Annotated in this window: 18 protein-coding genes and 1 pseudogene; 4 read left to right on the forward strand and 15 right to left on the reverse strand. The window is 70.1% G+C overall.

Annotated elements, in window-relative coordinates:
* Nucleotides 1–143: 143 nt before the first annotated feature.
* On the reverse strand, nucleotides 144–344 hold the full coding sequence (locus J7E87_RS35880) for a S8 family serine peptidase (protein WP_308312955.1): 201 nt from the start codon (nucleotides 342–344) through the stop codon (nucleotides 144–146).
* A complete protein-coding gene (locus J7E87_RS16720) occupies nucleotides 341–1,039 on the reverse strand; it encodes an alpha/beta fold hydrolase (protein WP_215094668.1) in 699 nt (232 codons plus the stop codon). The genes J7E87_RS35880 and J7E87_RS16720 overlap by 4 nt, the downstream gene beginning before the upstream one ends.
* A 111-nt stretch (nucleotides 1,040–1,150) precedes the next feature.
* Between J7E87_RS16720 and J7E87_RS36480 the strand changes: the two are divergent.
* Nucleotides 1,151–1,351 (forward strand): annotated as a pseudogene (locus J7E87_RS36480) (DUF397 domain-containing protein); the annotation flags it as partial.
* A 187-nt stretch (nucleotides 1,352–1,538) separates the two neighbouring features.
* Here the strand turns inward: J7E87_RS36480 and J7E87_RS16730 are convergent.
* Nucleotides 1,539–2,366 carry an LLM class F420-dependent oxidoreductase gene (locus J7E87_RS16730; RefSeq protein WP_215094670.1) on the reverse strand — a complete coding sequence of 276 codons (828 nt, stop codon included), beginning with the start codon at nucleotides 2,364–2,366 and terminating at the stop codon, nucleotides 1,539–1,541.
* A 311-nt stretch (nucleotides 2,367–2,677) separates the two neighbouring features.
* On the opposite strand from J7E87_RS16730, the gene J7E87_RS16735 reads away from it, so the two are divergent.
* The gene (locus J7E87_RS16735) at nucleotides 2,678–4,210 is read left to right on the forward strand and encodes a CehA/McbA family metallohydrolase (RefSeq protein WP_215094672.1); all 1,533 of its coding nucleotides are present in this window, start codon (nucleotides 2,678–2,680) and stop codon (nucleotides 4,208–4,210) included.
* 39 nt (nucleotides 4,211–4,249) lie between these two features.
* Here J7E87_RS16735 and J7E87_RS16740 read toward each other — a convergent pair whose 3' ends face one another.
* From J7E87_RS16740 to J7E87_RS16755, 4 genes are all read right to left on the reverse strand, one after another.
* A complete protein-coding gene (locus tag J7E87_RS16740) occupies nucleotides 4,250–4,753 on the reverse strand; it encodes a DUF1203 domain-containing protein (protein ID WP_215094675.1) in 504 nt (167 codons plus the stop codon).
* A gap of 127 nt (nucleotides 4,754–4,880) precedes the next feature.
* The gene (locus J7E87_RS16745) at nucleotides 4,881–5,261 is read right to left on the reverse strand and encodes a hypothetical protein (RefSeq protein ID WP_215094677.1); all 381 of its coding nucleotides are present in this window, start codon (nucleotides 5,259–5,261) and stop codon (nucleotides 4,881–4,883) included.
* Entirely contained in the window at nucleotides 5,258–5,845 is a 588-nt protein-coding gene (locus J7E87_RS16750) for a TetR/AcrR family transcriptional regulator (protein WP_215094679.1), read from the reverse strand. Before J7E87_RS16750 ends, J7E87_RS16745 begins: the two co-directional genes overlap by 4 nt.
* Nucleotides 5,846–5,988: 143 nt before the next feature.
* Nucleotides 5,989–6,480, reverse strand: coding sequence for a hypothetical protein (locus J7E87_RS16755; RefSeq protein WP_215094681.1), 492 nt, complete (start codon nucleotides 6,478–6,480; stop codon nucleotides 5,989–5,991).
* Nucleotides 6,481–6,681: 201 nt separating this feature from the next.
* Between J7E87_RS16755 and J7E87_RS36180 the strand changes: the two genes are divergently transcribed.
* Entirely contained in the window at nucleotides 6,682–9,018 is a 2,337-nt protein-coding gene (locus J7E87_RS36180; RefSeq protein WP_308312957.1) for an LPXTG cell wall anchor domain-containing protein, read from the forward strand.
* 145 nt (nucleotides 9,019–9,163) lie between these two features.
* Here J7E87_RS36180 and J7E87_RS16765 read toward each other — a convergent pair whose 3' ends face one another.
* From J7E87_RS16765 to J7E87_RS16800, 8 genes are all read right to left on the reverse strand, one after another.
* Nucleotides 9,164–10,624 (reverse strand): aldehyde dehydrogenase family protein, encoded by a 1,461-nt coding sequence (locus J7E87_RS16765; RefSeq protein ID WP_215094683.1) that lies wholly within the window; start codon nucleotides 10,622–10,624, stop codon nucleotides 9,164–9,166.
* Entirely contained in the window at nucleotides 10,621–12,357 is a 1,737-nt protein-coding gene (locus J7E87_RS16770) for an amidohydrolase family protein (protein ID WP_215094685.1), read from the reverse strand. The genes J7E87_RS16765 and J7E87_RS16770 overlap by 4 nt, the downstream gene beginning before the upstream one ends.
* Nucleotides 12,358–12,903: 546 nt before the next feature.
* Nucleotides 12,904–14,025 carry an LLM class flavin-dependent oxidoreductase gene (locus J7E87_RS16775; RefSeq protein ID WP_215094687.1) on the reverse strand — a complete coding sequence of 374 codons (1,122 nt, stop codon included), beginning with the start codon at nucleotides 14,023–14,025 and terminating at the stop codon, nucleotides 12,904–12,906.
* Between the two features lie 104 nt (nucleotides 14,026–14,129).
* Nucleotides 14,130–14,903: an SDR family NAD(P)-dependent oxidoreductase gene (locus J7E87_RS16780; protein ID WP_215094689.1), complete on the reverse strand. Its 774-nt coding sequence runs from the start codon at nucleotides 14,901–14,903 to the stop codon at nucleotides 14,130–14,132.
* A gap of 11 nt (nucleotides 14,904–14,914) precedes the next feature.
* Entirely contained in the window at nucleotides 14,915–15,823 is a 909-nt protein-coding gene (locus J7E87_RS16785; protein ID WP_215095167.1) for an LLM class F420-dependent oxidoreductase, read from the reverse strand.
* Between the two features lie 150 nt (nucleotides 15,824–15,973).
* Complete coding sequence (locus J7E87_RS16790; protein WP_215094691.1) at nucleotides 15,974–16,615, reverse strand: pentapeptide repeat-containing protein; 642 nt, start codon at nucleotides 16,613–16,615, stop codon at nucleotides 15,974–15,976.
* A 49-nt stretch (nucleotides 16,616–16,664) separates the two neighbouring features.
* Entirely contained in the window at nucleotides 16,665–17,078 is a 414-nt protein-coding gene (locus J7E87_RS16795; RefSeq protein ID WP_215094693.1) for a PaaI family thioesterase, read from the reverse strand.
* Between the two features lie 141 nt (nucleotides 17,079–17,219).
* Entirely contained in the window at nucleotides 17,220–18,458 is a 1,239-nt protein-coding gene (locus tag J7E87_RS16800; protein WP_215094695.1) for an amidohydrolase family protein, read from the reverse strand.
* 242 nt (nucleotides 18,459–18,700) lie between these two features.
* Here J7E87_RS16800 and J7E87_RS16805 point away from each other — a divergent pair, with 242 nt between their 5' ends.
* Nucleotides 18,701–21,652: a BTAD domain-containing putative transcriptional regulator gene (locus J7E87_RS16805; protein WP_215094697.1), complete on the forward strand. Its 2,952-nt coding sequence runs from the start codon at nucleotides 18,701–18,703 to the stop codon at nucleotides 21,650–21,652.
* Nucleotides 21,653–21,804: the final 152 nt, after the last annotated feature.

Raw genomic sequence — 21,804 nt, forward strand, 5'->3', positions numbered from 1 at the left:
GCGGCAACGCTGAAAAGGCTCAGTGGGCCGCGATGGAGGCGGTGGCCGCACACGCCTCCCGTCGAACCTTCACAGCCTGGTGACGGAGGCTCGTCCCACGAACCCACCATGGCTGCCGGCCTGTTCGACTCGTCCAAATTGCGTCACTGGGCCCGGAAGGCGTCGTGCGTGCCCTCGCTGCCGAAGAAGTCCTCGCCCCCCGCGATGCGGTCGGCCAGGTCGGGGTGGTTCGCGTCGACACCGGTGTCGAGGACCGCCACCTTGACGCCGTGGCCCTCGTAGCCCGCCTTCCAGGCGCCGAGCGCGTTGAGCTGCGCGGCCCCTCGGCGTGGAACTGCGGTCACTCCCCCGCCGCGTCGAGGAAGATCCGTGCCAGTTCGGTCGGTTGGGAGAACATCGGCCAGTGACCGGTGTCCATCTCGACCAGCCGCCAGTGCTTGCTGGTCAGCAGCTCGGCCACGTCGTCGCTCGGCTCGGCGCCGTCGAGCAGGCACTTGATGTACGTCGCCGGCAGCTCGCCAAGTGGCCGTGTCAGCACGGCCGGCTCGGCCAGAGAGGCGCCCGGGTGCGGCGTCGAGCCGCCGACGATCCGTGCGATCTGCTCATCGGTCAGGCCCTGGCCGTCGCAGTCGGCCGCGGTCAGCGGTGCCCAGAAGCCGCCGTTCCCTGCGATCGAAGCCTCCAGCTTCGCCGACCCCTCCCACCAGCCGGAGACAAACGACTCTCCGTGTGTCGGAACATCGGAGTCCACGAAGACCACCCGGGCCAGCCGGTCGCCGATCCGCTCGGCGGCCTGGCCGACCGGGATGCCCGAGTAGCTGTGCCCGACCAGGACGACGTCGCGCAGATCCAGGCGTTCCACCTCGTCAACGATGTCCTGGACGTGGGTCTGCTGCCCGGCCGGCACGCCCTGCTTCTCCGCGAGGCCGGACAGTGTCAACGCATGGGCTCCGTGGCCGGCCGCACGCAGCTGCGGCGCCACCTCGTCCCACGCCCACGATCCGAGCGACGCGCCTGCAACCAGTACGAATTCAGTCATGGCGGCAACGTAGCGGAGGGGTCTGACAACCGCGCCCGAACCAAGTGGCAGCAGCGGCAGTTCGGCCCAGACCGTCTTGCCGATGACACGGTCGGCCGTGCCCCACTTCGTGGCGAGCGCCTCGAAGTCGCCGTCGCCCGGCGCAAGTCCAGACGCAGCAGCGACGAAGGCGGCGACTGCGTCGAGGTCGCCACCTGCCCCGCCGCCATCCACATCCGCGACTCCAAAGTCAGCCACGGCCCCCGGCTCGCCGTCACCCCCGCCAGCTGGTCCGCCTTCGTCTCCTATGCCCGGCGGCACCCGACCGGCTGAGGCCCGTGCGTGTCTTCGGCACCCTGTCGGGCCTGGTCGGCAGGCTCGGGTCCATGAAGACATCACGCCTGATCGCCGTCGCCGCGCTGGCCGCCGCCGCGCTCCCCGCTGCCGTACTGCTCGCCGCCACCAGCGCCGCCGCCTCCCGGGCGCCCACCGTGCAGGCACCCGGACCGGCGGCCGGGGGTCACACGTACTGCGCGTACTCGTCCAGCACGCCCAGGACCTCCGCCTCCCCCGCCGGCGGCAGCTGCAGCACGACCTCCTCCACGCCCAGTTCGGCGTAGTGCGCGAGCTTTCCCGGCGACGGCAGGACCGCGTACGGGACCACCTGCAAGGCGCCCGGGTCCCGCCCCGCCTTCTCCCACGTCTCGCGCAGGACCGGGACCGACTCCGTCAAGCCACGCCCGCCGATCGGGAGCCAGCCGTCCGCGTACTCCGCGATCTGCGAGAAGAGCTTCGGGCCGGCCGCCCCGCCGATCAGCGTCCGCGGCGCGCCGCCCGCGGGCTTCGGGTACGCGTGCGACGCCCGCACCGCCCCGAACTCGCCCTTGTACGCGGTCGGTTCGGCCGCCCACAGCGCCCGCATCAGCGCCATCCGGTCCCGCCCCAGCTCGCGCCGCGTCGCCCAATCCACGCCGTGGTCCGCGGCCTCCTCCTTGTTCCAGCCGAAGCCGATGCCGAGTGTGAACCGGCCGCCGGAGAGATGGTCGAGGGTCGCGATCTGCTTGGCCAGGTCGATCGGGTCGTGCTGGGCGACGAGCGTGATGCCGGTGCCGAGGCCGAGGCGCGAAGTGACCGCGGCGGCCTGGCCCAGCGCGACGAAGGGGTCGAGGGTGCGGCCGTACTCGGGGGGCAGCTCGCCGCCCGCGGGGTACGGGGTCGTGCGCTCCACCGGGATATGGGTGTGTTCCGGCAGGTAGAGCCCGCCGAAGCCGCGCTCCTCCAACTCGCGCGCCAGCCGCACGGGCGTGATCGTCTCGTCCGTGAGGAAGATCGTCGTCGAGATCCTCATGAGGCTCCTCCGTCGTCGTCGGCGCTGGTGGCGGGCCAAAGGTACGCCGTCCCGCGCCAGATGCCGAGGGCACGCCGGGTGCAGGCCGGGTCCAGGCCCGGTGCAGAGCAAGAGCGCACGCCGGGAGCAGGCCAAAAGCGCCGTCGAGTCCAGGCCGAGCGCACGCCCTGCCGCAGGCCGGCCGCACGCCACTGTCCGGCCATCGCCCCGCCCCCTGCCGCCCCCCTTCCCTTGCGCGGCAGTTCACGGCTCAATACGAGGGTTTGAGTACACCCCTTCTGTCCCTCTCACCATCCTGGGGAGCCGACGGCATGTGCAATGACGACCACGCAAAACACGCGATGGACAGACGCGGACTGTTCGTGACGGGAGCGGCCGCCGCGCTTACGTTGGGAACTGTGAGCTTCGCGCACGCCGCGCCGAACAGCGACGCACAGACCGGCCAGAGCGACGGCCAGACCGAGGTCGTGCGAGGCACGCTGCCGCCCGGCTCCCCCGACTTCGTGTATCTGCCGGTCGAAGTCCCGCGAGGCGTACGCGAGATCCACGTCGCGTACACCTACGAGCGCCCCGCCGTCCCGGCCGGCACCCAGGGCAACGCCCTCGACATCGGCATCTTCGACGAGCGCGGCACGGAGCTCGGCGGCGAGGGCTTCCGCGGCTGGTCGGGCGGCGCGCGCACCGAGTTCTTCATCCGCGCGGACGAGGCGACGCCGGGCTACATCCCCGGCCCGGTGCGGGCCGGCACCTGGTCCATCGCGCTGGGTCCGTACACGGTCTCGCCGCAGGGTCTCGCGTACGAAGTCACCATCACGCTCCGGTACGGCGCGCCCGGCCGGACATCGAAGCCGGTCTACCCGCCCGAGCGGGCCAAGGGCCGTGGCCGCGCCTGGTACCGCGGCGACTGCCATCTGCACTCCTGGTACTCGGACGGCAAGCGCACCCCGGCCGAGATCGCCGCGCTGGCCCGTGGCGCGGGGCTCGACTTCATCAACAGCTCCGAGCACAACACCCATGCGGCGCACCGGGCGTGGGAAGGGCAGTGGGGCGACGACCTGCTGGTCCTGACCGGCGAGGAGGTGACGACCCGCAACGGGCACGTCGTCGCGCTCGGCACCGACCCGGGGACCTTCATCGACTGGCGTTACCGGGCCCGCGACAACCGTTTCGGCCACTTCGCCCGCGAGATCAGGCGCTCCGGCGGCCTGGTCGTCCCGGCTCACCCGCACGCCACCTGCATCGGCTGCAACTGGAAGTTCGGCTTCGGCGAGGCGGACGCGGTGGAGGTGTGGAACGGCGCGTACACCCCCGACGACGAGGTCTCGCTCCAGTCGTGGGACAACACGCTGGTCGCCTCCGTGCGCTCCGGAAAGCGCTGGACCCCGGCGATGGGCAACAGCGACGCGCACCGCCACCCGGACCCGGTCGGCACACCGCAGACCGTGGTCCTGGCCGACGAGCTGTCCCGCGAGGCGATCCTGGACGGCATCCGGGCGGGACGTTCGTATGTCGCCGAGTCCTCCGCGGTGCCGCTGTCCTTCTCGGCGGCGGGCGGGCGAGGCCGACACGCGGGCATCGGCGAACGGCTGCGCGTCGACGCCGACGACCCGGTGACGGTACGTCTGGAGGTCAGCGGCGCGCCGAACTGCTCGGCCCGCATCGTCACCGACCAGGGCGTGCTGCACACGGCGGCGCTGCCGGCGTCGGGGACGGGCACGGTGGAGTGGGGCACGACGGCGTCGTACGCGGCCTATGTACGGGCGGAGGTGCGGCACGCGCCGGTGGTGCCGGGGCTGCCGGGCCCGTTGGCGGCGTTCACGAACCCGGTCTTCCTCGGAAGCTGAGGGATGTCGGCAGCTGAGGGATAAGGGGACGAGGCTCGCCTATGGCCGGCGCACCTCGAACTGGAAGCAGCCGTACTCCACGGCCCTGACATGTACGAGGACCACCTCGGGGTCGGCAAAGGCTTCCGCCAGCGCCGCGTCGAACCCTTCGGTGGCCGCCTCCGGAATCTCCAGGAGGCGGCCACCGCTGATGCGGCCTTCGGCGTCGTAGCGCCGCAACGTCCGCAGGGCCCCGGGGCGGGCGAAGGGGTACCCGTCCTGCTCCACCGGCCCCTCGCACTCATCGGCATGGATGAAGACGGGCCCCTGCTCGTCGTACGCACCGGGCTTGGCCCATGTCTGGGCGGCCCAGCGCCGCAGCGGCGCGTACGAGACGAGAGCGATCCGCTCCCCGGTCCCGCTCCGCCGCAGACAGCAGCGCAGCACTTCGCCGCCCTCGGTGTCGGTGTACGGGAGGCAGGGGCGGCCCGCGTCGTCGGTGTCGCGGAGCTGCTTGAGAGCGGTGGGCTCGATGGGGCGGGCGGTCCAGAGAGTCGATGTCATGACTTCAGCGTGGCGCGCGGGGCGTCCTAGTTCCGGCGGGAAACGGACATGGCGTTCAGCGGGCGCTGCCTGTGCGGTATCGGATCAGCTCCGTGGGCACCTCTGCTGTATCTCTCCGGGGCTGTCGCTACGCGGCGCCCGCCACTGTCAGGACCGCGACCGGCAGGAGCAGAATCCACTGCGGCAGCCGGAGCAGTGGCTTCGGCCAGCCGACCGACAGTGTGACGACCAGGAAGGCGACTGTGTACGCGACGAAGTGCGCAGCCACGAACCACGCCATCAGGCCGGTCGCTGACGTATCGTCCGCCAGCGCGAGGTAGACCAAGGCGGCTGCGGAGAGCACCAGGTCGACGCTCACCATGTGCCACACGGCATGAAGGACGCGCTTGGGTTCGTCAGCGAGTCCGCAGGACAGCAGCGGGCGGACCACATCCCGGTGCCCGCCGACGATGTGCGCTGCGGCCACACCGAACGCGGTGATGCCCGCTGCGAGAAGCCAGCCGTTCATCGGATCTCGATTCCTTTGGCTATGACAGCAGCGAGCCGGTCGGCCAGCTGACGGTCGGGATGTTCCCCGACCAGACCGACGTGGAAGAACACGGCTCCGGCCAGCGTGTCCAGGACCAGATCCACGGGCGTGGCGGCCGCGATCTCTCCGCGCGTCACGGCACGCTCGAAGACGATCAGCAGCCGCTCCTTCGACGGGGCCAGGAAGTCGCTGCGGATGCGCGCCTTCAGCACCGGATCGGCGGCGAAGTCGGCGAGCAGCCCCGGGAGCGCCGCTGCGGCGGCAGGTGCGTGGAACTCGTCGACCAGGCCCCGCAGCAGTGCGGTCAGGTCCCCGGCCAGCGTTCCGGTGTCTGGGACCGGAGCATGGTCGGTGGTCGTGAACACGGCCTCGAAGACCAACTCCGGCTTGCCCCGCCACCGCCGGTAGACCGTGTCCTTGCCGACACCGGCACGGGCAGCCACCGCCCCGATCGATGTCGCGGCGTAGCCGACCTCGATCACCAGCTCTGTGGCCGCGCTGACGATCGCCTCGTGCGAGCGGGGATCCCTGGGACGTCCCCTGGAGGACGGAAAGGAGCTCATAGCGATTTACGATACGGGTCGACCCGTTTGGTAAGCAACCCCGGTCGGCGTGCTGAGGGACATCACCGCTGCAGGGCATGCACACGCGCCATGAGACGAGCCGCGGCAGTGGCGCCAACCACAACGCACTTACCCAAGACCGCTTAGGGGCCGGTCAGGAGGTCGTCCTGCAGACGGTGGTCGGGGCCGAGCAGCAGGAGCCTGGCGAGCTGGTCGAACGGGGTGGCTGAGGGGACGTAGTGGTCGTCGTCGTACTCGTCGCACTCGTCGTCGCACTCGTGCTCGGGGTCCTCGGGCATCCGGATGAACGGGTCGCCGACCTGGAGGGGAGTGTGGTCGGGTTCCGGTCGGCAGTGCCAGGCCGCCCCGGAGCTGCGGATCTGAACCTCACCCAGGTACCAGACGGCTCCGGCGAGGAACGGATCTGCTTTCTGTGCCGCGTCCTGCATCTCCTCGTAGCTGCGGTACACGCCGAGTACCAGGTTCACGAGCTGGGTGAGAGAGGCGAGGGAGAAGTCCCACCCGCCGCCGGCCTCAGCGGCCCATGTGGGGAAGGACTCTTTCCGTTCGGTGAGCCAGGTGTTCAGGTGGGTGTTGTCCCGCCAGTCGTCCCGCTCTTGCGTCTCCTTGGGCATGCGACCCGAGGGTAGAGCACGCCGGTGACAACGCCCGAACGGGACACCCCGGTGGACCGGTTGACACGCCATTCCCCCAATAAGCCTGCGCCAACGAACAGTTGAGGCTCTAGGGTTCGTTGTTGGCGGAGTCATGTCACGGGGGTCACACACACCGCCAGGACATCACGCGTGCCCCCACCGCGGATGAAAGACACTCACGTGAGCCTTGAGATACCCGTGCGGCGGCGTAGCCGCATGTGGGGGAGGATCGCGGTCGCGCTCGCCTGCGCAGGCGTGCTGACCAGCGGTCTCCCTGGCGGTCTGCAGCATGACGCTGACGCTGCGCCCAAGCCGCCGCAGCGATGCGACCAGAAGTACAAGATTCCCAAACGGCCCCCGCCGCCGGGGCAGTCCCCCGAGGAGCTGCCCTACGACGTCCGCCCCGAGGCCGACTGGGACGAGTACGACTTCGACAACGACCGCAAGGCCATGGACGGCCTGACCCTGCCCACCGATCCCAAGGAGCGCGAAGAGTTCCAGAAGCGGATCGGTACGGACTACAAGAAGTACCCCGAAGGCGATCCGCGCCGGGTCTTCTCCACGTTCTTCAACAACCAGGAGAACGGCAAGCAGAAGTGGACCGGCACCTTCGAGGAGTGGCTGAACGAGCAGTACATCGAGAACCAGGCCCGTAACCGGCGTGGTCTGAAGTACGAGGCGAAGGTCGTCAAGGACTTGCAGCTCGGCGGGCCGGACTGGCTGTGCCAGTACACCGTCGAGATCCCTGACCCTGACGACCCCAAGAAGACCATCAAGCGGACGTACGACGCGTACAACAAGCGCACCAAGGAGTTCCTGGAGTTCAAGTCCGGCGGCGAGCACGACGGCGGACAGACGCCGAAGGACCGCAAGATCCTGAACCACCAGGACTTCAAGGAGCACAAGCTCCGCTACGTCTTCGGCCAGGAGCAGAAGAAGAACACCCGCACCGCGCTGGGCAACCTGAACAGGGCCGTCGGCGGCACCGACGCCGGCCGGCGGGTGTCCACCTACGAGCACCGCTCCACCGCGGCGCCCCGGTGGCGTCAGAGCGTCTACAGCAAGTACGACACCTGGATGAACGCCACCCCCAAGCCCAACCAGGGCTCCACCGGGGGCGGAAACGACGTTGTCAACCGCTCCGCGCCGAACCCCGAGGACGCCCGTAAGCAGATGGAGCGTGCCCGTCAGCTCAACCGGGGCGGCATGGGTGTGCGCGGTCCTGGCGGCGTCGACTTCAGCACGCTCGAGCTGCGGTACGTCGGCAAGCCGGTCAAGGGCAAGGGCCTGGACTACTCCTTCTCCGCAAGGAAGACGGACGAGGACACCAACCCGGGCTGGGGCGGCAAGGAGAAGGCCCAGCTCGTCTCCGACTCCTTCCTCACCTGGCTCGCCCTCACGCCGGAGAAGTTCTGGGTCAATCTGAACCCGGACCAGCCGGACAAGATCATGGACAGCGCGTTCGGCAGGACCGACGCGGGCCGGATCCTGCTGGAAGCCGACCTCCGGATGAAGCACGACTTCTACGAGGCGATGGACCCCAAGACCGACCTCGGCAAGCGGTTCTGGGAGTCACTGCCCAAGCAGAACGGCATGCCGTGCCTGCACGGCATCCGCAACTGGATCGAGCCCAAGCCCGCGCAGGTGCGCGAGCAGGACGGCGGCATCTACATCCTGGATGCCCCGCTGAAGCTCAACTCCACCCCGCAGCAGACCAGCACCGGCGGCCCGGGTGAGCCCATCTGCAACCCGAGCGACGCCGAGGCCAGGGCAGCTCAGGTCGTCGTGGACCGGATGATCGTCCCCGAGGTGGAGAAGGAGATCAACACCGCCCCGCAGTACGCCGACCTGCGCCGCGTCTACACCTCCCGGGTCGCCGCGGAGTGGATTCGCCAGCAGGACGCGAAGAACCCCACGGACTACCACAAGATCATCAACAGTGACGATGTGTCGAAGTGGCCGATCCGCGGGGCCAAGTGGGACAAGAACGACGTCTACCGCAAGTACGTGAAGATCTTCAAGGAAGGCGAGTTCCGCTACGAAATCCCGGCACGCGGAACCGTCTACACCTACATCGTCGGCGGCGTCGACCTCTCCAAGGCACCCAAGCGCAACATCACCAGCCAGCGCTTCGTTGCCGAACACCGACACCTGCCGAGGACGAAGGACACCTCCGTCAAGGCGATGACGGACGACGCCGAGAGCAAGGACACCCTTTACCTCGGCGGCAACACCTCCGGGAAGTCCACCGGAGGAGACCCGACCCCGGATCCGACCCCGTCGGACCCGGAGCCCACCGACCCGACGACGCCGTCGCACAGCCCGGACCCGGGCAACAGCCCCTCCCCGGGTGGTGAACCATCCAAGCCGGTAGACCCCAAGGACCCGGACGGCGACCTCGCCGACACCGGCTCCGACACGCCCATCGGCCTGATCGCCGGCATTGCCGCGGCCCTGGCGGCCGCCGGTGCAGCCCTCGTGTGGTGGAAGCGACGCAGGGACGCGGCGCAGACGTGAACTGAGACCACCCCACGGCCCATGACCGGCCGAGGTCAAGCAAGTTGAGTTCCATGCACAAGGGCCCCTCCCCCACTGATTCGGGAGAGGGGCCCTTCGCATTTCCAGTCGTTGACGACCTTTCCCGTACGGGTTTCTCGAGGCTTCAGCCGGGCCAGACGATCGACTGCAGCTCGCTGTACGCATGCAGCGCGTACGAACCCACGTCCCGCCCCACTCCGCTCTTCTTGAACCCGCCGAACGGCGCCTCCATATTCCGGCCGATGGTGTTGACGCCCACCCCGCCCGCCCGCAGCTGTCCCGCCACCCGGAACGCCCGGGCCACATCCCCCGACCAGACGTAGTCAATGAGGCCGTAGTCGCTGTCGTTCGCCAGCGCGACGCCCTCCTCCTCGTCGTCGAAGGGCACCACCACGAGCACCGGACCGAAGATCTCCTCCCTGACCACCCGCATGTCGTTCGTGCAGTCGGCGAAGAGCGTCGGCGCGACATAGAAGCCCCGGTCCAGTGACGCCGGGCGCTCGCCGCCCGCGACCGGCCGCGCGCCCTCCTTCTTCCCCAGTTCGATGTACGACTCGACCCGGTCACGGTGAGCCGCGGAGATCACCGGGCCGACCACCGTGCCCCGCTCCGCCGGGTCGCCCACCTTCATATGCGTGAGGTAGCCCGACAGCTTCTCGATCAGCAGGTCGTAGATGCCGCGTTGCGCGATCACCCGCGTCGGCGCCGTACAGATCTGGCCGCTGTAGAAGGAGAACGTGGTGCCGATGCCCGCCACCGCGGAGTCCGCATCCGCGTCGTCGAAGACCAGCGCCGCGCCCTTGCCGCCCAGCTCCATCAGCTGGCGTTTCATCCCCCGGCCGCAGACCTCCGCGATGCGCTGTCCGACCGCCGTCGAGCCGGTGAAGCTGACCATCTCGATGTCCGGGGAGTCGACGGCGGCCTCGCCGACGGCCGGCGAGGAGCCGGTCACGACATTCACGACGCCGGGCGGCACGCCCGCCTCCGCGAGAGCCTCGGCCATCCGGTAGACGGAGAGGGGGTCCTGCGGGGCGGGCTTCACGACGACCGTGTTGCCCATGGCGAGCGCGGGCGCCACCTTGCCCGCCGGGTTGGCCCAGGGGTTGTTGTACGAGGTGATGCAGGTGACGACGCCGACCGGGCGGCGTACGGCGAGCGCCCCGAACACACCGGCCCTGCCCATCGGGCCCGCGGCGTTGATCTGCGGCGGCAGCCCCTGCTCCACCGGTTCCAGCGCGCCCTTCGCGTACCGCCTGAAGCGGGCCGCGGCCACCGCGACCTGCATCCCGCGCGCGGTCGCCGTGGTCGCGCCGGACTCGGCGCGGGCCAGCAGAGCGTACGGCTCGGCCTCGCGCTGGATGACGTCGGCGGCCGCGTCCAGGATCCGGGCGCGCTCCTCGGGGGTGGTACGGGACCAGGTGGTGAAGGCCTCGCGGGCGGCGTACGCCGCCGCGTACACCTGGTCGCGGCTCGCCTCGGGCGCGAGGCCGACTACCTCCTCGGTGGCCGGGTTGAGCACTTCGTAGTGTCCGCCGTCGGGCTCGACCCACTCGCCACCGATGAACAGCCGCTGCGGGTGCGTCACTTGGTGCTCACCGTCTGCGTGTCGCGGCCGGACCTGAGGACCGTGCCCGGCACCGCCCCGGTGACCTGGTCGTCCCGTATCGTCTCCACGCCGTTGACCCGCACCGACACGATGCCGATCGCCTTCGCGTCCAGCCGCGGGCTGTCACCCGGCAGATCGTGTACGAGGGTCGCCGGGCCCGCCTCGATCCGCTGCGGGTCGAAGAGGACGAGGTCGGCGTGCCAGCCCTCCTGGACGCGGCCGCGTTGGCGCAGGCCGAAGAGGCGCGCCGGGTCGTCGGTCAGCATCTTCACGGCCTCCTCCAGGCCGACGAGCCCCCGGCCGCGCAGACAGTCGCCGATGAAGCGCGTGGTGTACGGCGCACCGCACATCCGGTCCAGGTGCGCGCCCGCGTCGGAGCCGCCGAGCATGACGTCCTCGTGCTGCCAGGTCTGCCGGCGCAGTTCCCAGCTCGCCGGGTCGTTGTCGGTGGGCATCGGCCACAGGACCGTACGCAGCTCGTCGTTGGCGCAGATGTCGACGAGGCAGTGGAAGGAGTCCTGGCCGCGCTCGGCCGCGATGTCCTTCACCACCCGCCCGCTCAGACCCTCGTTCTCCTTGGAGTACGTGTCGCCGATGACGTAGCGGCCGAAATTCGCGAGGCGGCGGAAGACTCCGGCCTCCTTGCTGTCGGCGCGGCGCAGCATGTCCGCGCGTACGCCGGGGTCGCGGAGTCTCTCGATCCGTTCGGGGACGGGGAGGGAGAGGATCTCGCCCCAGCCGGGGATGAGATTGAGCGCGCAGAAGGTCCCCAGCGACATGTTCATCGGGGTGAGGATCGGCATGGTCAGGGCGACGATGCGGCCGCCGGCCCCGCGGGCGCGCTCGCTCGGTATCAGCTGGCGCGGTACGCGCTCGGGCACGGACGCGTCGATGGTGAGAACGTTCCAGTTCAGCGGCCGTCCGGCGGCCGCGGTCATCGCGACGAACAGATCGATCTCCTCGTCGGCGAACTGGTCCAGACAGCCCGCGACGATCGCTTCCAGCTGCGTGCCCTCGTGCTCGGCGACTGCCCTGGACAGGGCGAGGAGTTCTTCCGGCTCGGCGTGCCGGGACGCGACCGGTTCGCCGTCTCCGTCGGAGTGGGTGGATGACTGGGTGGTGGAAAGCCCCCACGCGCCCGCGTCCATCGCGTCGTGGAAGAGCCTGAGCATCGCGTCCAGCTGCTCGGGCGTGGGCTGCCCGCCGACCGCGTCGGGCCCCATGACATGCCGGCGCAGCGCGCAATGGCCCACCATGAAGCCCGCGTTGACGGCGATCCGGCCCTCCAGGGCGTCCAGATACTCACCGAAGGTGTGCCAGTTCCACGGCGCGCCATCCTCCAGGGCGACCAGCGACATGCCCTCGACCCTGGACATCATGCGGCGCGTGTAGTCGGCGTCCTCGGGACGGTCGGGGTTGAGCGGGGCGAGGGTGAAGCCGCAGTTGCCGCCCGCGACGGTGGTCACGCCGTGGTTCATGGAGGGCGTGGCGTACGGGTCCCAGAACAGCTGCGCGTCGTAGTGCGTGTGCGGGTCGACGAAACCGGGGGTGAGGACGAGCCCGGACGCGTCCTCGCTCGTCCTGGCTTCCTCGACGGTCCCCGGGGCGGCAATGACGGCGATGCGCCCGTCCCGTATCCCGACGTCGGCGACGTACGCGGGGGCGCCCGTCCCGTCCACGACGGTCGCGGAGCGAATGAGGTGGTCGAGCATGACGTGAAGTCCCTTCCGTACGTCGGTGATTCGTGGCTCCGGCCGGGGCGGCGGCGCGGCAGGCCGCTGCCGGGTGCACGCCGCCCCGGCCGGAGCGCGGGGGCAGCGGTCCGGGAGGCCGCCGCCGTTCTGTGGGCGGGGGCGTTTTCCCCACCCCGCCCTCCCCCTACGGCCTGGCGGCCGTGGGAGGGACCCCCATCCCGTACTGGGGGCAAGTCCCCGGACCGCCCCCTACGCCCTGCGGGCGTGGGGGGACCCCCAGTACGCCCTTCGGGCGTTGTCCTCAATCGCCGGACCGGCTGAAATTGAGCCCCTTGGGGGTCCCCCCGGACGAAGTCTGGGGGAGATTGAGGCGCGGAGCCCGGGGCAGAGCCCCGAAATTCAGCCCGCCCGGCGGAAACTCAAGCCCCGCCGGATTGAGGCGCGGTCCCGGACGCCAACTCAAGCCCCGCCGGCGATTGAGGCGTGGGGGTCCCACCACGCCCGCCAGGGCGTAGGGGGAGGGTCTGGGGCGGAGCCCCAGTCGGGCGGCCCGCACGGGCCTCCTCAGCTCGCCGCCCGGCGGAAGCGCGTCGTCCGGTGCACCGGATCCGTGTCGATCTTCGGGATTACATGCTCGCCGACCAGCCGTATCGACTGGAGCGTGTCCTCGCGGGAGATCCCGATCGGAAGCCCGAAGCTCAGCTGGTCCGCCCCCGCCTGCTCCCAGCGCTTGCACTGGGTCAGCACCTCGTCCGGATCGCCGCAGATCAACAGCTCCTCGGCGATGAGGAGTTCGATGATCTCCTCATTGAACTCGGGCAGCGTCTCCGGCCACACCGGGAAACCCTCCGGCCGCGGGAAAGTGTCGTGGTAACGGAAGACCAGCGACTGCAGGTAGTGCAGGCCGCCGCCCGCGGCTATGCGCACCGCCTCATCGTGCGTGGGCGCGCAGATCGCCGTCGACGTCACCATCACGTTGTCGTTGACGAAGTCCCCGACCGGCTCCGCCTCGATGATCGCCGTCTTGTACTGCTCCAGCACCCACTCCATGTCGGAGACCTTCTGCACGCTGAAGCCCAGTACCCCGAGCCCCTTCTTCGCCGCCATGGCGTACGACGGCGGTGACCCGGCCGCGTACCACATCGCCGGGTGGGACTTCCCGTACGGCTTCGGCAGCACCTTGCGCGGCGGCAGCGACCAGTGCTTGCCCTGGAAGCCGGCGTACTCCTCCTGGAGCCACATCTTGGGGAACTCCGTGATCGTCTCTTCCCAGAGTTCCTTGGTGTGGTTCATGTCGGTGATGCCCGGCAGGAAGCCGAGGATCTCGTGGCTGCCCGCACCGCGGCCCGACCCGAACTCGAAGCGGCCTTCGGAGAGATGGTCGAGCATGGCGACCTTCTCGGCGACCTTCACGGGGTGATTCACGGGCGCCAGCGGGTTGAAGATGCCCGAGCCCAGATGGATCCGGTCCGTCGCGTGCGCGAGATAGCCGAGGAACACGTCGCTCGCCGAGAGGTGCGAGTACTCCTCCAGGAAGTGGTGCTCGGAGGCCCAGGCGTACTTGAATCCGGACTTGTCCGCCTGGATGACGTACTCGGTCTCCTCCATCAGCGCCTTGTGCTCGGCGAGCGGATCGGTCTCGGCGCGCTTGCCGACGTATCCCTGTACAAAGAGCCCGAATTCCACGGGGGTTCACCGCCGTCCTATATTTCTGACGGATCGTCAGATCTGGATGGCCCCGACTGTTCCACCGCGCGGATGAAGCGTCAATAGATTCCCCTGACGCCCAGTCAGAAAAGACTCACTCCGGCCAGCCAGCCGCCGTCGATGACGAAGGGCTGTCCGGTTATGTACGAGGAGTCCTCGCTGGTCAGGAAGAGTGCGAGCTTCGCGACCTCCTCCGGCCGCCCGATCCGGCCGAGCGGCACGAGCTTGTGGTACAGCTCACCCACCGCCGCCGGGTCCACGCCGTCCGGGTTGCTCATTGGGGTGTCCACCGCGCCCGGGCAGACGGCGTTGACCCGGATGTTCCCGGCAGCCAGCTCGACGGCCGCCACCCGGGTCAGACCGAGCACGGCGTGCTTGGTCGCGGCGTACGCGCCCACGCCCGCCATGCCCGTGAGAGCCGTGTACGAAGCCGTGTTGACGATCGTCCCGCCGCCGGCGGCCTCGATCTCGGGCGCGACATTACGAATGCCGAGGAAGCAGCCGACCTGATTGACCTGGACGACCTGCTGGAACTCGTCCAGCGGCGTGGACACCAGCTCGTTGAAGCGCAGGATCCCCGCATTGCTGACCAGCCCGTCGATCTTCCCGAACGCCTCCTTCGCGGCGGCCACGGCGGCGATCCAGTCGGGCTCCCGGCTCACATCGAGATGGACATACGCGGCCGCGGTCTCACCCAGCTCCTCGCACAGCTCCTTCGCGAGCGCCTCGCCCTGGTCGTCGAGCACATCGGCCAGCACCACCTTGGCGCCCTCCGCCGCGAAGAGCCGCGCCTCCTGCTCGCCCTGTCCGCGCGCCGCGCCGGTGATGAGGATGACGCGCCCGTCGAGCTTGCCCATGTCCGTACTCCCTAAGTGTTGAGGTGCGAAGCCACGTCGGCGCCGAACGCCGCCATCTGGTCGATGAGTTCGGCGCGGCTCCGGCTGCGGAACCGGACCTGGATCTGGTGCACGCCCATCGCGGCGTAGGCGCGCAGCGATTCGGCGATGACGTCGGGCTTGCCGGACAGGGTCCGCCGGCCGACCTCCCACGTCGCGTCTCCCACATAGAGGGGCTCGGTGATGGCCCCGATCTCAATGGGTTCGGTGATTCCCGCCTCTTGCCTGTACGCCCTCAATTTCGCTATTTGCGCCGGAAGTTCGGTGCGCGGATCCCCTTGGGGCAGCCAGCCGTCGCCCCGCACGGCGGCCCTGCGCACGGCGGCGGGCGAGGAGCCTCCGACCCAGAGCGGGATCTGCGGCTGGGCGGGCCTGGGCCGCTGCCCGAGCCCACTGAAGGAGAACCGTTGCCCGGCGAACTCGGGGTACTCCTCCGTGCCGAGCGCCGCCCTCAGCGCGTCGATCGTCTCGTCGAGCACAGCCCCGCGCCGGGCGAAGTCGACGCCCAGCGCCTGGAACTCCTCCGCCACATGTCCGGCACCGACCCCGAGGATCAGCCGGCCGCCGGAGAGATGGTCCAAGGTGGCGTACTGCTTGGCGGTCGCGAGGGGGTGCCGCAGCCCGACGACGGCGACATGGCTGAGCAGCAGGACGCGCTCGGTGATCCCGGCGAGAAAGGAGAGCGTGGCGACGGGGTCGTACCAGACGGTGGACATGGCCCCGGCGAGCCGCCGCGGGATCGCGACATGGTCGCAGCTCGCGAGATACGCGAAACCGGCGCGGTCGGCGGCCCTGGCGATCTCGGCGAGGTCCTCGGCGCCGGCTCCGGCCTCCCAGGGCTCGGCGTAGATGGTGCTCTGCGACTGGACCGGGAGCTGCATCCCGTACGACAGCCGCCCTTTGGGCAGTACTTGCACATGCACCGTGCCGCCTCCTCCGCCCTGACCTGACGTGCCGTCAACTAGCCAAGCGGAGCCATCGTCGTACCTGACGCCCCATCAGACAAGGGGTCGCGCGGACGGCAGCCGGTCTCAGCACACGTCGAACCCCAGCGAGGTGGCGATGACGGCGGCCTGCTCCAGATCGATCTTCGCGCCCGCGAGTTCGACGGTGAGGGGATCAAGGGCGGACAGGTCGCTGCCGCGGAGATCCGCACCGGTGAGCTTCGAGCCGTGCAGCATGGCCCCGGACAGATCCACGCCCGCGATGGTCGCCCCTTCCAGCCGGGCGGCGGTGAGGTCGGCCTCCCGCATCCGCACCCCTTCGAAGACCGCCTTGCGCAGATCGGCAGCGGGCAGCCCGACGAAGGACCAGTCCCCGCCGGTCACCGAGAAGAGATTGAAGGTGGACTGCTGGAAGAGGCTGCCGATGGCCTTGCACTGCTCGAATCGGGTGTCGAAGAAGGTGCAGCTCTTGAAGGTGCAGTTGGTGAAGGCGGCATTGGTGTGCCGGGAGGCGTTGAACCGTACGCCGGAGAAGGTGCACTCGTCGAAGATGCCGCCGTCGTTGACGACCTCGGTCCAGTCCGTGTCGTAGAAGGTGTGGCGGGCGAACCTCTGCCCGGACAGATCCCGTCCGTACCAGTCCTCGCCCCTGATGACGAGCCCTTCGTCGGGGACGGGGGGCCGGTGCGAGGAGGGGTCGGCATTGGCACGCTCGCGTTTGCTGGACATGCTTCCGATTGAACACCCCGGCACTGACATCGGCCGTCGGCCGGCAGCCTCAGCCGAGCAGGGCGTACACAGTGGAGGCGCGGGCGGCGACGTCCTCGGAGCCGTCGGCCGTCATGGTGATGTCCGCGAAGGCCATACGGCGCCCGAGCTTGGTGATCCGGGCGTCGAGCAGCACGTCGGCACCGAGAATCGCGCGCTGGAAGGTGGTCGACTGCTGGACGGTGGTCATCGGCCCGTACTCACCGCGTGCCGACGCGACGGCGATCACGGTGGCGGTGTCCGCGGCGGCCATGAGCGCCTGCCCCGACAGCGCGCCGCCTTCACGGGCGAGCCGGTCGGACCAGGGCAGCCGCAGGACGGCGTGGCGCTCGCCGGTCTCGACGACGGCGAGTTTGAGATCGAGCACCCAGGGCGCGAAGTTGTCGGCGAGGATCTTCTCGGCTTCGGCGAGAGGCAGCGTCATGCCCTGATGGTGCACCGGAAAACCGCTTCCGGGTAGCGCGCTACGGGGTGGTGTCGCCCAGGCGTGCCGACTTCGGGTGGGGCGCCCGAGGGCGGCCCCCGGCGGGGGCCCGCGAGCCCGCCCCCGCCCGAACCGCAGCCGTCAGGTTCCGGATCCCGCCCCCGGCCCCGCCCAGAGCCCGTCGTCCGTCAGGCCGAGCAGCTCGATCGCGTTCCGGCGGACGATCCGCTCCACCACATCCGACGCCAGGTGGCCCATCTGGCTCTCCCCGACCTCCTTCGACTTCGGCCACGTCGAGTCCGAGTGCGGGTAGTCCGTCTCGTACAGCACATTCCCCACACCGATCGCGTCCAGGTTCCGCAGTCCGAACGCGTCGTCGAAGAAGCAGCCGTAGACATGCCCGGCGAACAGCTCGGAGGGCGGCCGAAGGACCTTGTCCGCGACGCCGCCCCAGCCGCGGTTCTCCTCCCAGACCACGTCCGCGCGCTCCAGGATGTACGGGATCCACCCGATCTGGCCCTCCGCGTACATGATCTTCAAGCCGGGGAAGCGCTCGAACTTGCCGCTCATCAGCCAGTCGACCATCGAGAAGCAGCAGTTGGCGAAGGTGATCGTCGAGCCGACGGCCGGCGGGGCGTCGGCCGATGTCGAGGGCATCTTCGAGGACGAGCCGATGTGCATCGCGATCACGGTGCCCGTCTCGTCGCAGGCCCGCAGGAAGGGGTCCCACTCGTCCGTGTGGATGGACGGGAGGCCGAGGTGCGGGGGTATCTCGGAGAAGGCCACCGCCCGTACGCCCCGCGCCGCGTTGCGGCGGACCTCCGCCGCCGCCAACTCCGCGTCCCACAGCGGGATGAGCGTGAGCGGGATGAGACGGCCGTGCGCCTCGGGGCCGCACCACTCCTCCACCATCCAGTCGTTGTACGCGCGCACCCCCAGCAGCCCCAGCTCGCGGTCCTTCGCCTCGGTGAAGGTCTGACCGCAAAAGCGCGGGAACGTCGGGAAGCAGAGCGCCGACTGGACGTGGTTGACGTCCATGTCGGCGAGGCGCTCCGGGACGCTGTACGACCCCGCCCGCATCTGCTCGTACGTGATGATCTCGAGCTTGATCTCGTCGCGGTCGCAGCCGACCGCCGTGTCCAGCCGGGTCAGCGGCCGGTGCAAATCCTCGTAGACCCACCAGTCGCCTATCGGCCCGTCGTCCCCCTGTACGCCCATCACCGGGGCGAACCTGCCACCCATGAAGGTCATTTCTTTCAGCGGGGCCCGGACGATCCGCGGGCCGGTGTCCTGGTACTTCGACGGGAGCCGGTCCCGCCAGACGTTGGGGGGCTCCACCGTGTGGTCGTCCACCGAGATGATCTTCGGGAAGGTCTCCATGCGTTCCACGGTAGCGCTTACCTGACGATCCGTCAGCTATCTGGCGCTGACCAACCGGCCCCGACCACTGCCCCTGATCACCACCTCCTGACAAAGATCACACACCATGCTCACCTCGCGCGGGTTAGCCAACAGCCGTACCAGGGCAGGGCCGAGGAGGAAGTGCCCCGCTGCTGACGGGGCCACCATGCACAGGGCAGACTGTCGAGGGCGATTCCGGCAGTACGGGGCAGGGGGCAGCTATGGACCGTGACAGCGGGCCACGCGTACCGGAGCAGCGCGCTCCGGCGCAGAGCGGCGTCAGCGAACTGCGCTTCAGCGTGCTCGGCCCGGTACGCGCCTGGCGCGGCGGCGAGAGCCTGCCGTCCGGATCACCGCAGCAACGCGCCCTGCTGGCCGCGCTGCTGCTGCGCGACGGCCGTACCGCCACCGCCTCCGAACTGATCGACGCGATCTGGGGCGAGGACCCGCCCTCGCAGGCGCTCGCCGCGGTCCGCACCTACGCCTCCCGGCTGCGCAAGGTACTCTCCGCGAACGCCCTGGTCAGCGAGTCGGGCGGCTATGCCATACGGGTCAGGCGCGATGCCCTCGACCTGTCGGTGGCACAGGAGTTGGCCGCCGAGGCGGAGAAGTCCCGTGCCGCCGGGGACCGCGGCCAGGCCCGCGTACTCATCAACAAGTCGCTCGGCCTGTGGGACGGCGAGCCGCTGGCCAATGTGCCGGGGCCGTACGCCGAGAACCACCGGGCCCGCCTCGACGAGTGGCGGCTCCAGCTCCTGGAGACCCGGCTCGACCTCGACCTGGAGGTCGGCAGCCACGCCGAGGCGGTCTCGGAACTGACCGCGCTCACCGCCGCCCATCCACTGCGGGAGCGGCTGCGCGAGCTGCTGATGCTGGCCCTGTACCGCAGCGGGCGGCAGGCCGAGGCGCTCGCCGTGTACGCCGACACCCGACGGCTGCTCGCCGAGGAGCTGGGCGTCGACCCGCGGCCCGAACTCGCCCGGCTGCAGCAGCGCATTCTGCAGGCCGACGAGGAACTGGCCCGCCCCAGCGAGGAGCCCGCCCCTGCCCCGCACGTCACCCGGCCCGCCCAACTCCCGGCCACGGTCCCGGACTTCACCGGACGCGCCTCCTTCGTACGCGAACTGGTCGGCCAGCTGGCGACCGCTGAGGGCACGGTGATGGCCGTTTCGGCGCTTGCGGGCATCGGTGGCGTCGGTAAGACGACTCTCGCGGTCCATGTGGCGCACGAGGCGCGGCCGCAGTTCCCGGACGGCCAGCTGTACGTCGACCTCCAGGGCGCGGGCAGCCGCGCCGCCGAGGCGGAAACGGTGCTCGGGGCCTTCCTGCGCGCGCTCGGCACCCCGGACTCCGCGATTCCGGACACCCTCGACGAGCGGGCGGCGCTCTACCGCTCGACGCTGGACGGCCGCCGCATCCTGGTCCTCCTCGACAACGCGCGCGATGCCGCGCAGATCCGCCCCCTGCTGCCCGGTACGGCGGGATGCGCGGCCCTGGTCACCAGCCGCGTCCGGATGGTCGACCTGGCCGGCGCGCACCTCGTCGACATCGATGTGATGTCGCCGGAGGAGGCGCTCCAGCTGTTCACCCGGATCGTGGGCGAGGAGCGGGTCACCTCCGAGCGCGAGGCGGCGCTCGATGTGGTCGCGGCGTGCGGGTTCCTGCCGCTCGCGATCCGTATCGCCGCATCCCGGCTGGCCGCGCGCCGCACCTGGACGGTCTCGGTCCTGGCCGCGAAGCTCGCGGACGAGCGCCGCCGGCTGGACGAACTCCAGGCCGGGGACCTCGCGGTCAAGGCCACCTTCGAACTGGGCTACGGCCAGCTGGAGCCGGGACAGGCGCGCGCCTTCCGCCTCCTCGGCCTCGCCGACGGCCCCGACATCTCGCTCGCCGCGGCCGCCGCGGTGCTCGATCTGCCGCCCCAGGAGACGGAGGACCTGCTGGAGGCGCTGGTCGACACGTCGCTGGTGGAGTCGGCGGCGCCGGGGCGCTACCGGTATCACGATCTCGTACGGCTCTACGCGCGTGCCTGCGCGGAGCGCGACGAACAGCCGCCGCAGGAGACGGAGTTGGCTCTGACGCGGCTGCTCGACTTCTATCTGGCGACGACGTCGAAGGTGTTCGCCATAGAACGGCCGGGCGACCGGCTGGTTGCCCACCTGGAGCCGACCGGCCACCCGGGGCTCGAGTTCACCGACCGGCAGGACGCGCAGGACTGGTTCTACGCGGAGGCGCATTGCCTTCTGGCCTGTGCGCGACAGGCTGCCGGTGGGACGGGCCGGCTCCGGGCGGCCGTCGATCTGCTGTGGGCGGCACAGGATCTGGCGGAGTCCGGCGCGAACTCCAAGGTGTACGAGGCCGTCGCCTTCACGGCGCTCGAAGCGGCACGCGCCGTCGGCGACACCCGCACCGAGGGGCGCGCGCGGACTTCCGTGACCAACGTCCATCTGGTGGCGGGCCGTTACGAGGAGGCGGACGAGGAGGCCAAGCAGGTGGCCGTGCTCGCGAGAGACGCGCACGACCCGGCGCCCGTGTACTGGTCCGACAACGACCGCGGCATCATCGCCTTCATACAGGGGCGCAACGAGGAGGCCGAAGCACACCTGCGCCGGGCGAGGGAGGGATCACGCGCCGACGGGAACCTTCCCGGAGAGGCCAGCGCCCTGTGCAACCTCTCGCGCATCCACGTCGCCACGGGCCGCACCGCGAAGGGCATCGCGCTCGCCGAGCAGGGCATCGCGATGTACCACCGGATCGGACACCCGCTCCGGCTGGCCAATGCGCGCTACGCCCTGGGGGTCGCGCTCACCCAGGCCGGGCGTCACACCGAGGCGCTGGAGCAACTGGCCGAGGCACTTGACCGGTTCGAGGCGAACCGGCAGCGCCTGTGGGAGGGGACCACGCACTTCCGCATCGCGCAGGCCCATCTCGCGGCCCGCGGCGCCGCGCGGGCAGCCCAGCACGCCGAGCAGGCGCTGGCCATCGGATGCATCGGCGGCGACCGGATCCGGGCGAATGTGCTGGTCACGCTGGGCAAGGCGCTGGACAGCCTCGGTCAGGCGGACCGGGCGCGTGCCTGCTGGCGAGAGGCGCTGTTGCTGCACGAGCAGTCGGGCGCCCCGGAGGCCGAGGAAGTACGGGAGTTGCTCACCCCCCTCAGTGGGGCGGCCTGAGAACTCCGGGCCAGGGCGTTCATCGATTGTTTATGCTCGTCCGACATGCTCAACAGCATTCGATCCGTCGCGTCGGGGGGCAAGCGGATCGCTGGGACCGTCACCTCAGCAGGGGCGGCAGGTCCACTGGCCTTCTGTCCGGCGACCCTCGG

Origin of the sequence: Streptomyces sp. ISL-1, from assembly GCF_018614585.1 — a bacterium.
In the GTDB taxonomy this organism is placed as follows: Bacteria; Actinomycetota; Actinomycetes; order Streptomycetales; family Streptomycetaceae; genus Streptomyces; species Streptomyces maoxianensis.

Coding starts and splice junctions, on each gene's coding strand:
- J7E87_RS16790 (WP_215094691.1), bottom strand. CDS start 16,615: ATGTCCAGCAAACGCGAGCGTGCCAATGCCGACCCCTCCTCGCACCGG.
- J7E87_RS16785 (WP_215095167.1), bottom strand. CDS start 15,823: ATGCAGCTCCCGGTCCAGTCGCAGAGCACCATCTACGCCGAGCCCTGG.
- J7E87_RS16770 (WP_215094685.1), bottom strand. CDS start 12,357: ATGCTCGACCACCTCATTCGCTCCGCGACCGTCGTGGACGGGACGGGC.
- J7E87_RS16750 (WP_215094679.1), bottom strand. CDS start 5,845: ATGAGCTCCTTTCCGTCCTCCAGGGGACGTCCCAGGGATCCCCGCTCG.
- J7E87_RS16800 (WP_215094695.1), bottom strand. CDS start 18,458: ATGGAGACCTTCCCGAAGATCATCTCGGTGGACGACCACACGGTGGAG.
- J7E87_RS16805 (WP_215094697.1), top strand. CDS start 18,701: ATGGACCGTGACAGCGGGCCACGCGTACCGGAGCAGCGCGCTCCGGCG.
- J7E87_RS16755 (WP_215094681.1), bottom strand. CDS start 6,480: ATGCCCAAGGAGACGCAAGAGCGGGACGACTGGCGGGACAACACCCAC.
- J7E87_RS16735 (WP_215094672.1), top strand. CDS start 2,678: ATGTGCAATGACGACCACGCAAAACACGCGATGGACAGACGCGGACTG.
- J7E87_RS16730 (WP_215094670.1), bottom strand. CDS start 2,366: ATGAGGATCTCGACGACGATCTTCCTCACGGACGAGACGATCACGCCC.
- J7E87_RS16740 (WP_215094675.1), bottom strand. CDS start 4,753: ATGACATCGACTCTCTGGACCGCCCGCCCCATCGAGCCCACCGCTCTC.
- J7E87_RS16720 (WP_215094668.1), bottom strand. CDS start 1,039: ATGACTGAATTCGTACTGGTTGCAGGCGCGTCGCTCGGATCGTGGGCG.
- J7E87_RS16780 (WP_215094689.1), bottom strand. CDS start 14,903: ATGGGCAAGCTCGACGGGCGCGTCATCCTCATCACCGGCGCGGCGCGC.
- J7E87_RS16745 (WP_215094677.1), bottom strand. CDS start 5,261: ATGAACGGCTGGCTTCTCGCAGCGGGCATCACCGCGTTCGGTGTGGCC.
- J7E87_RS16795 (WP_215094693.1), bottom strand. CDS start 17,078: ATGACGCTGCCTCTCGCCGAAGCCGAGAAGATCCTCGCCGACAACTTC.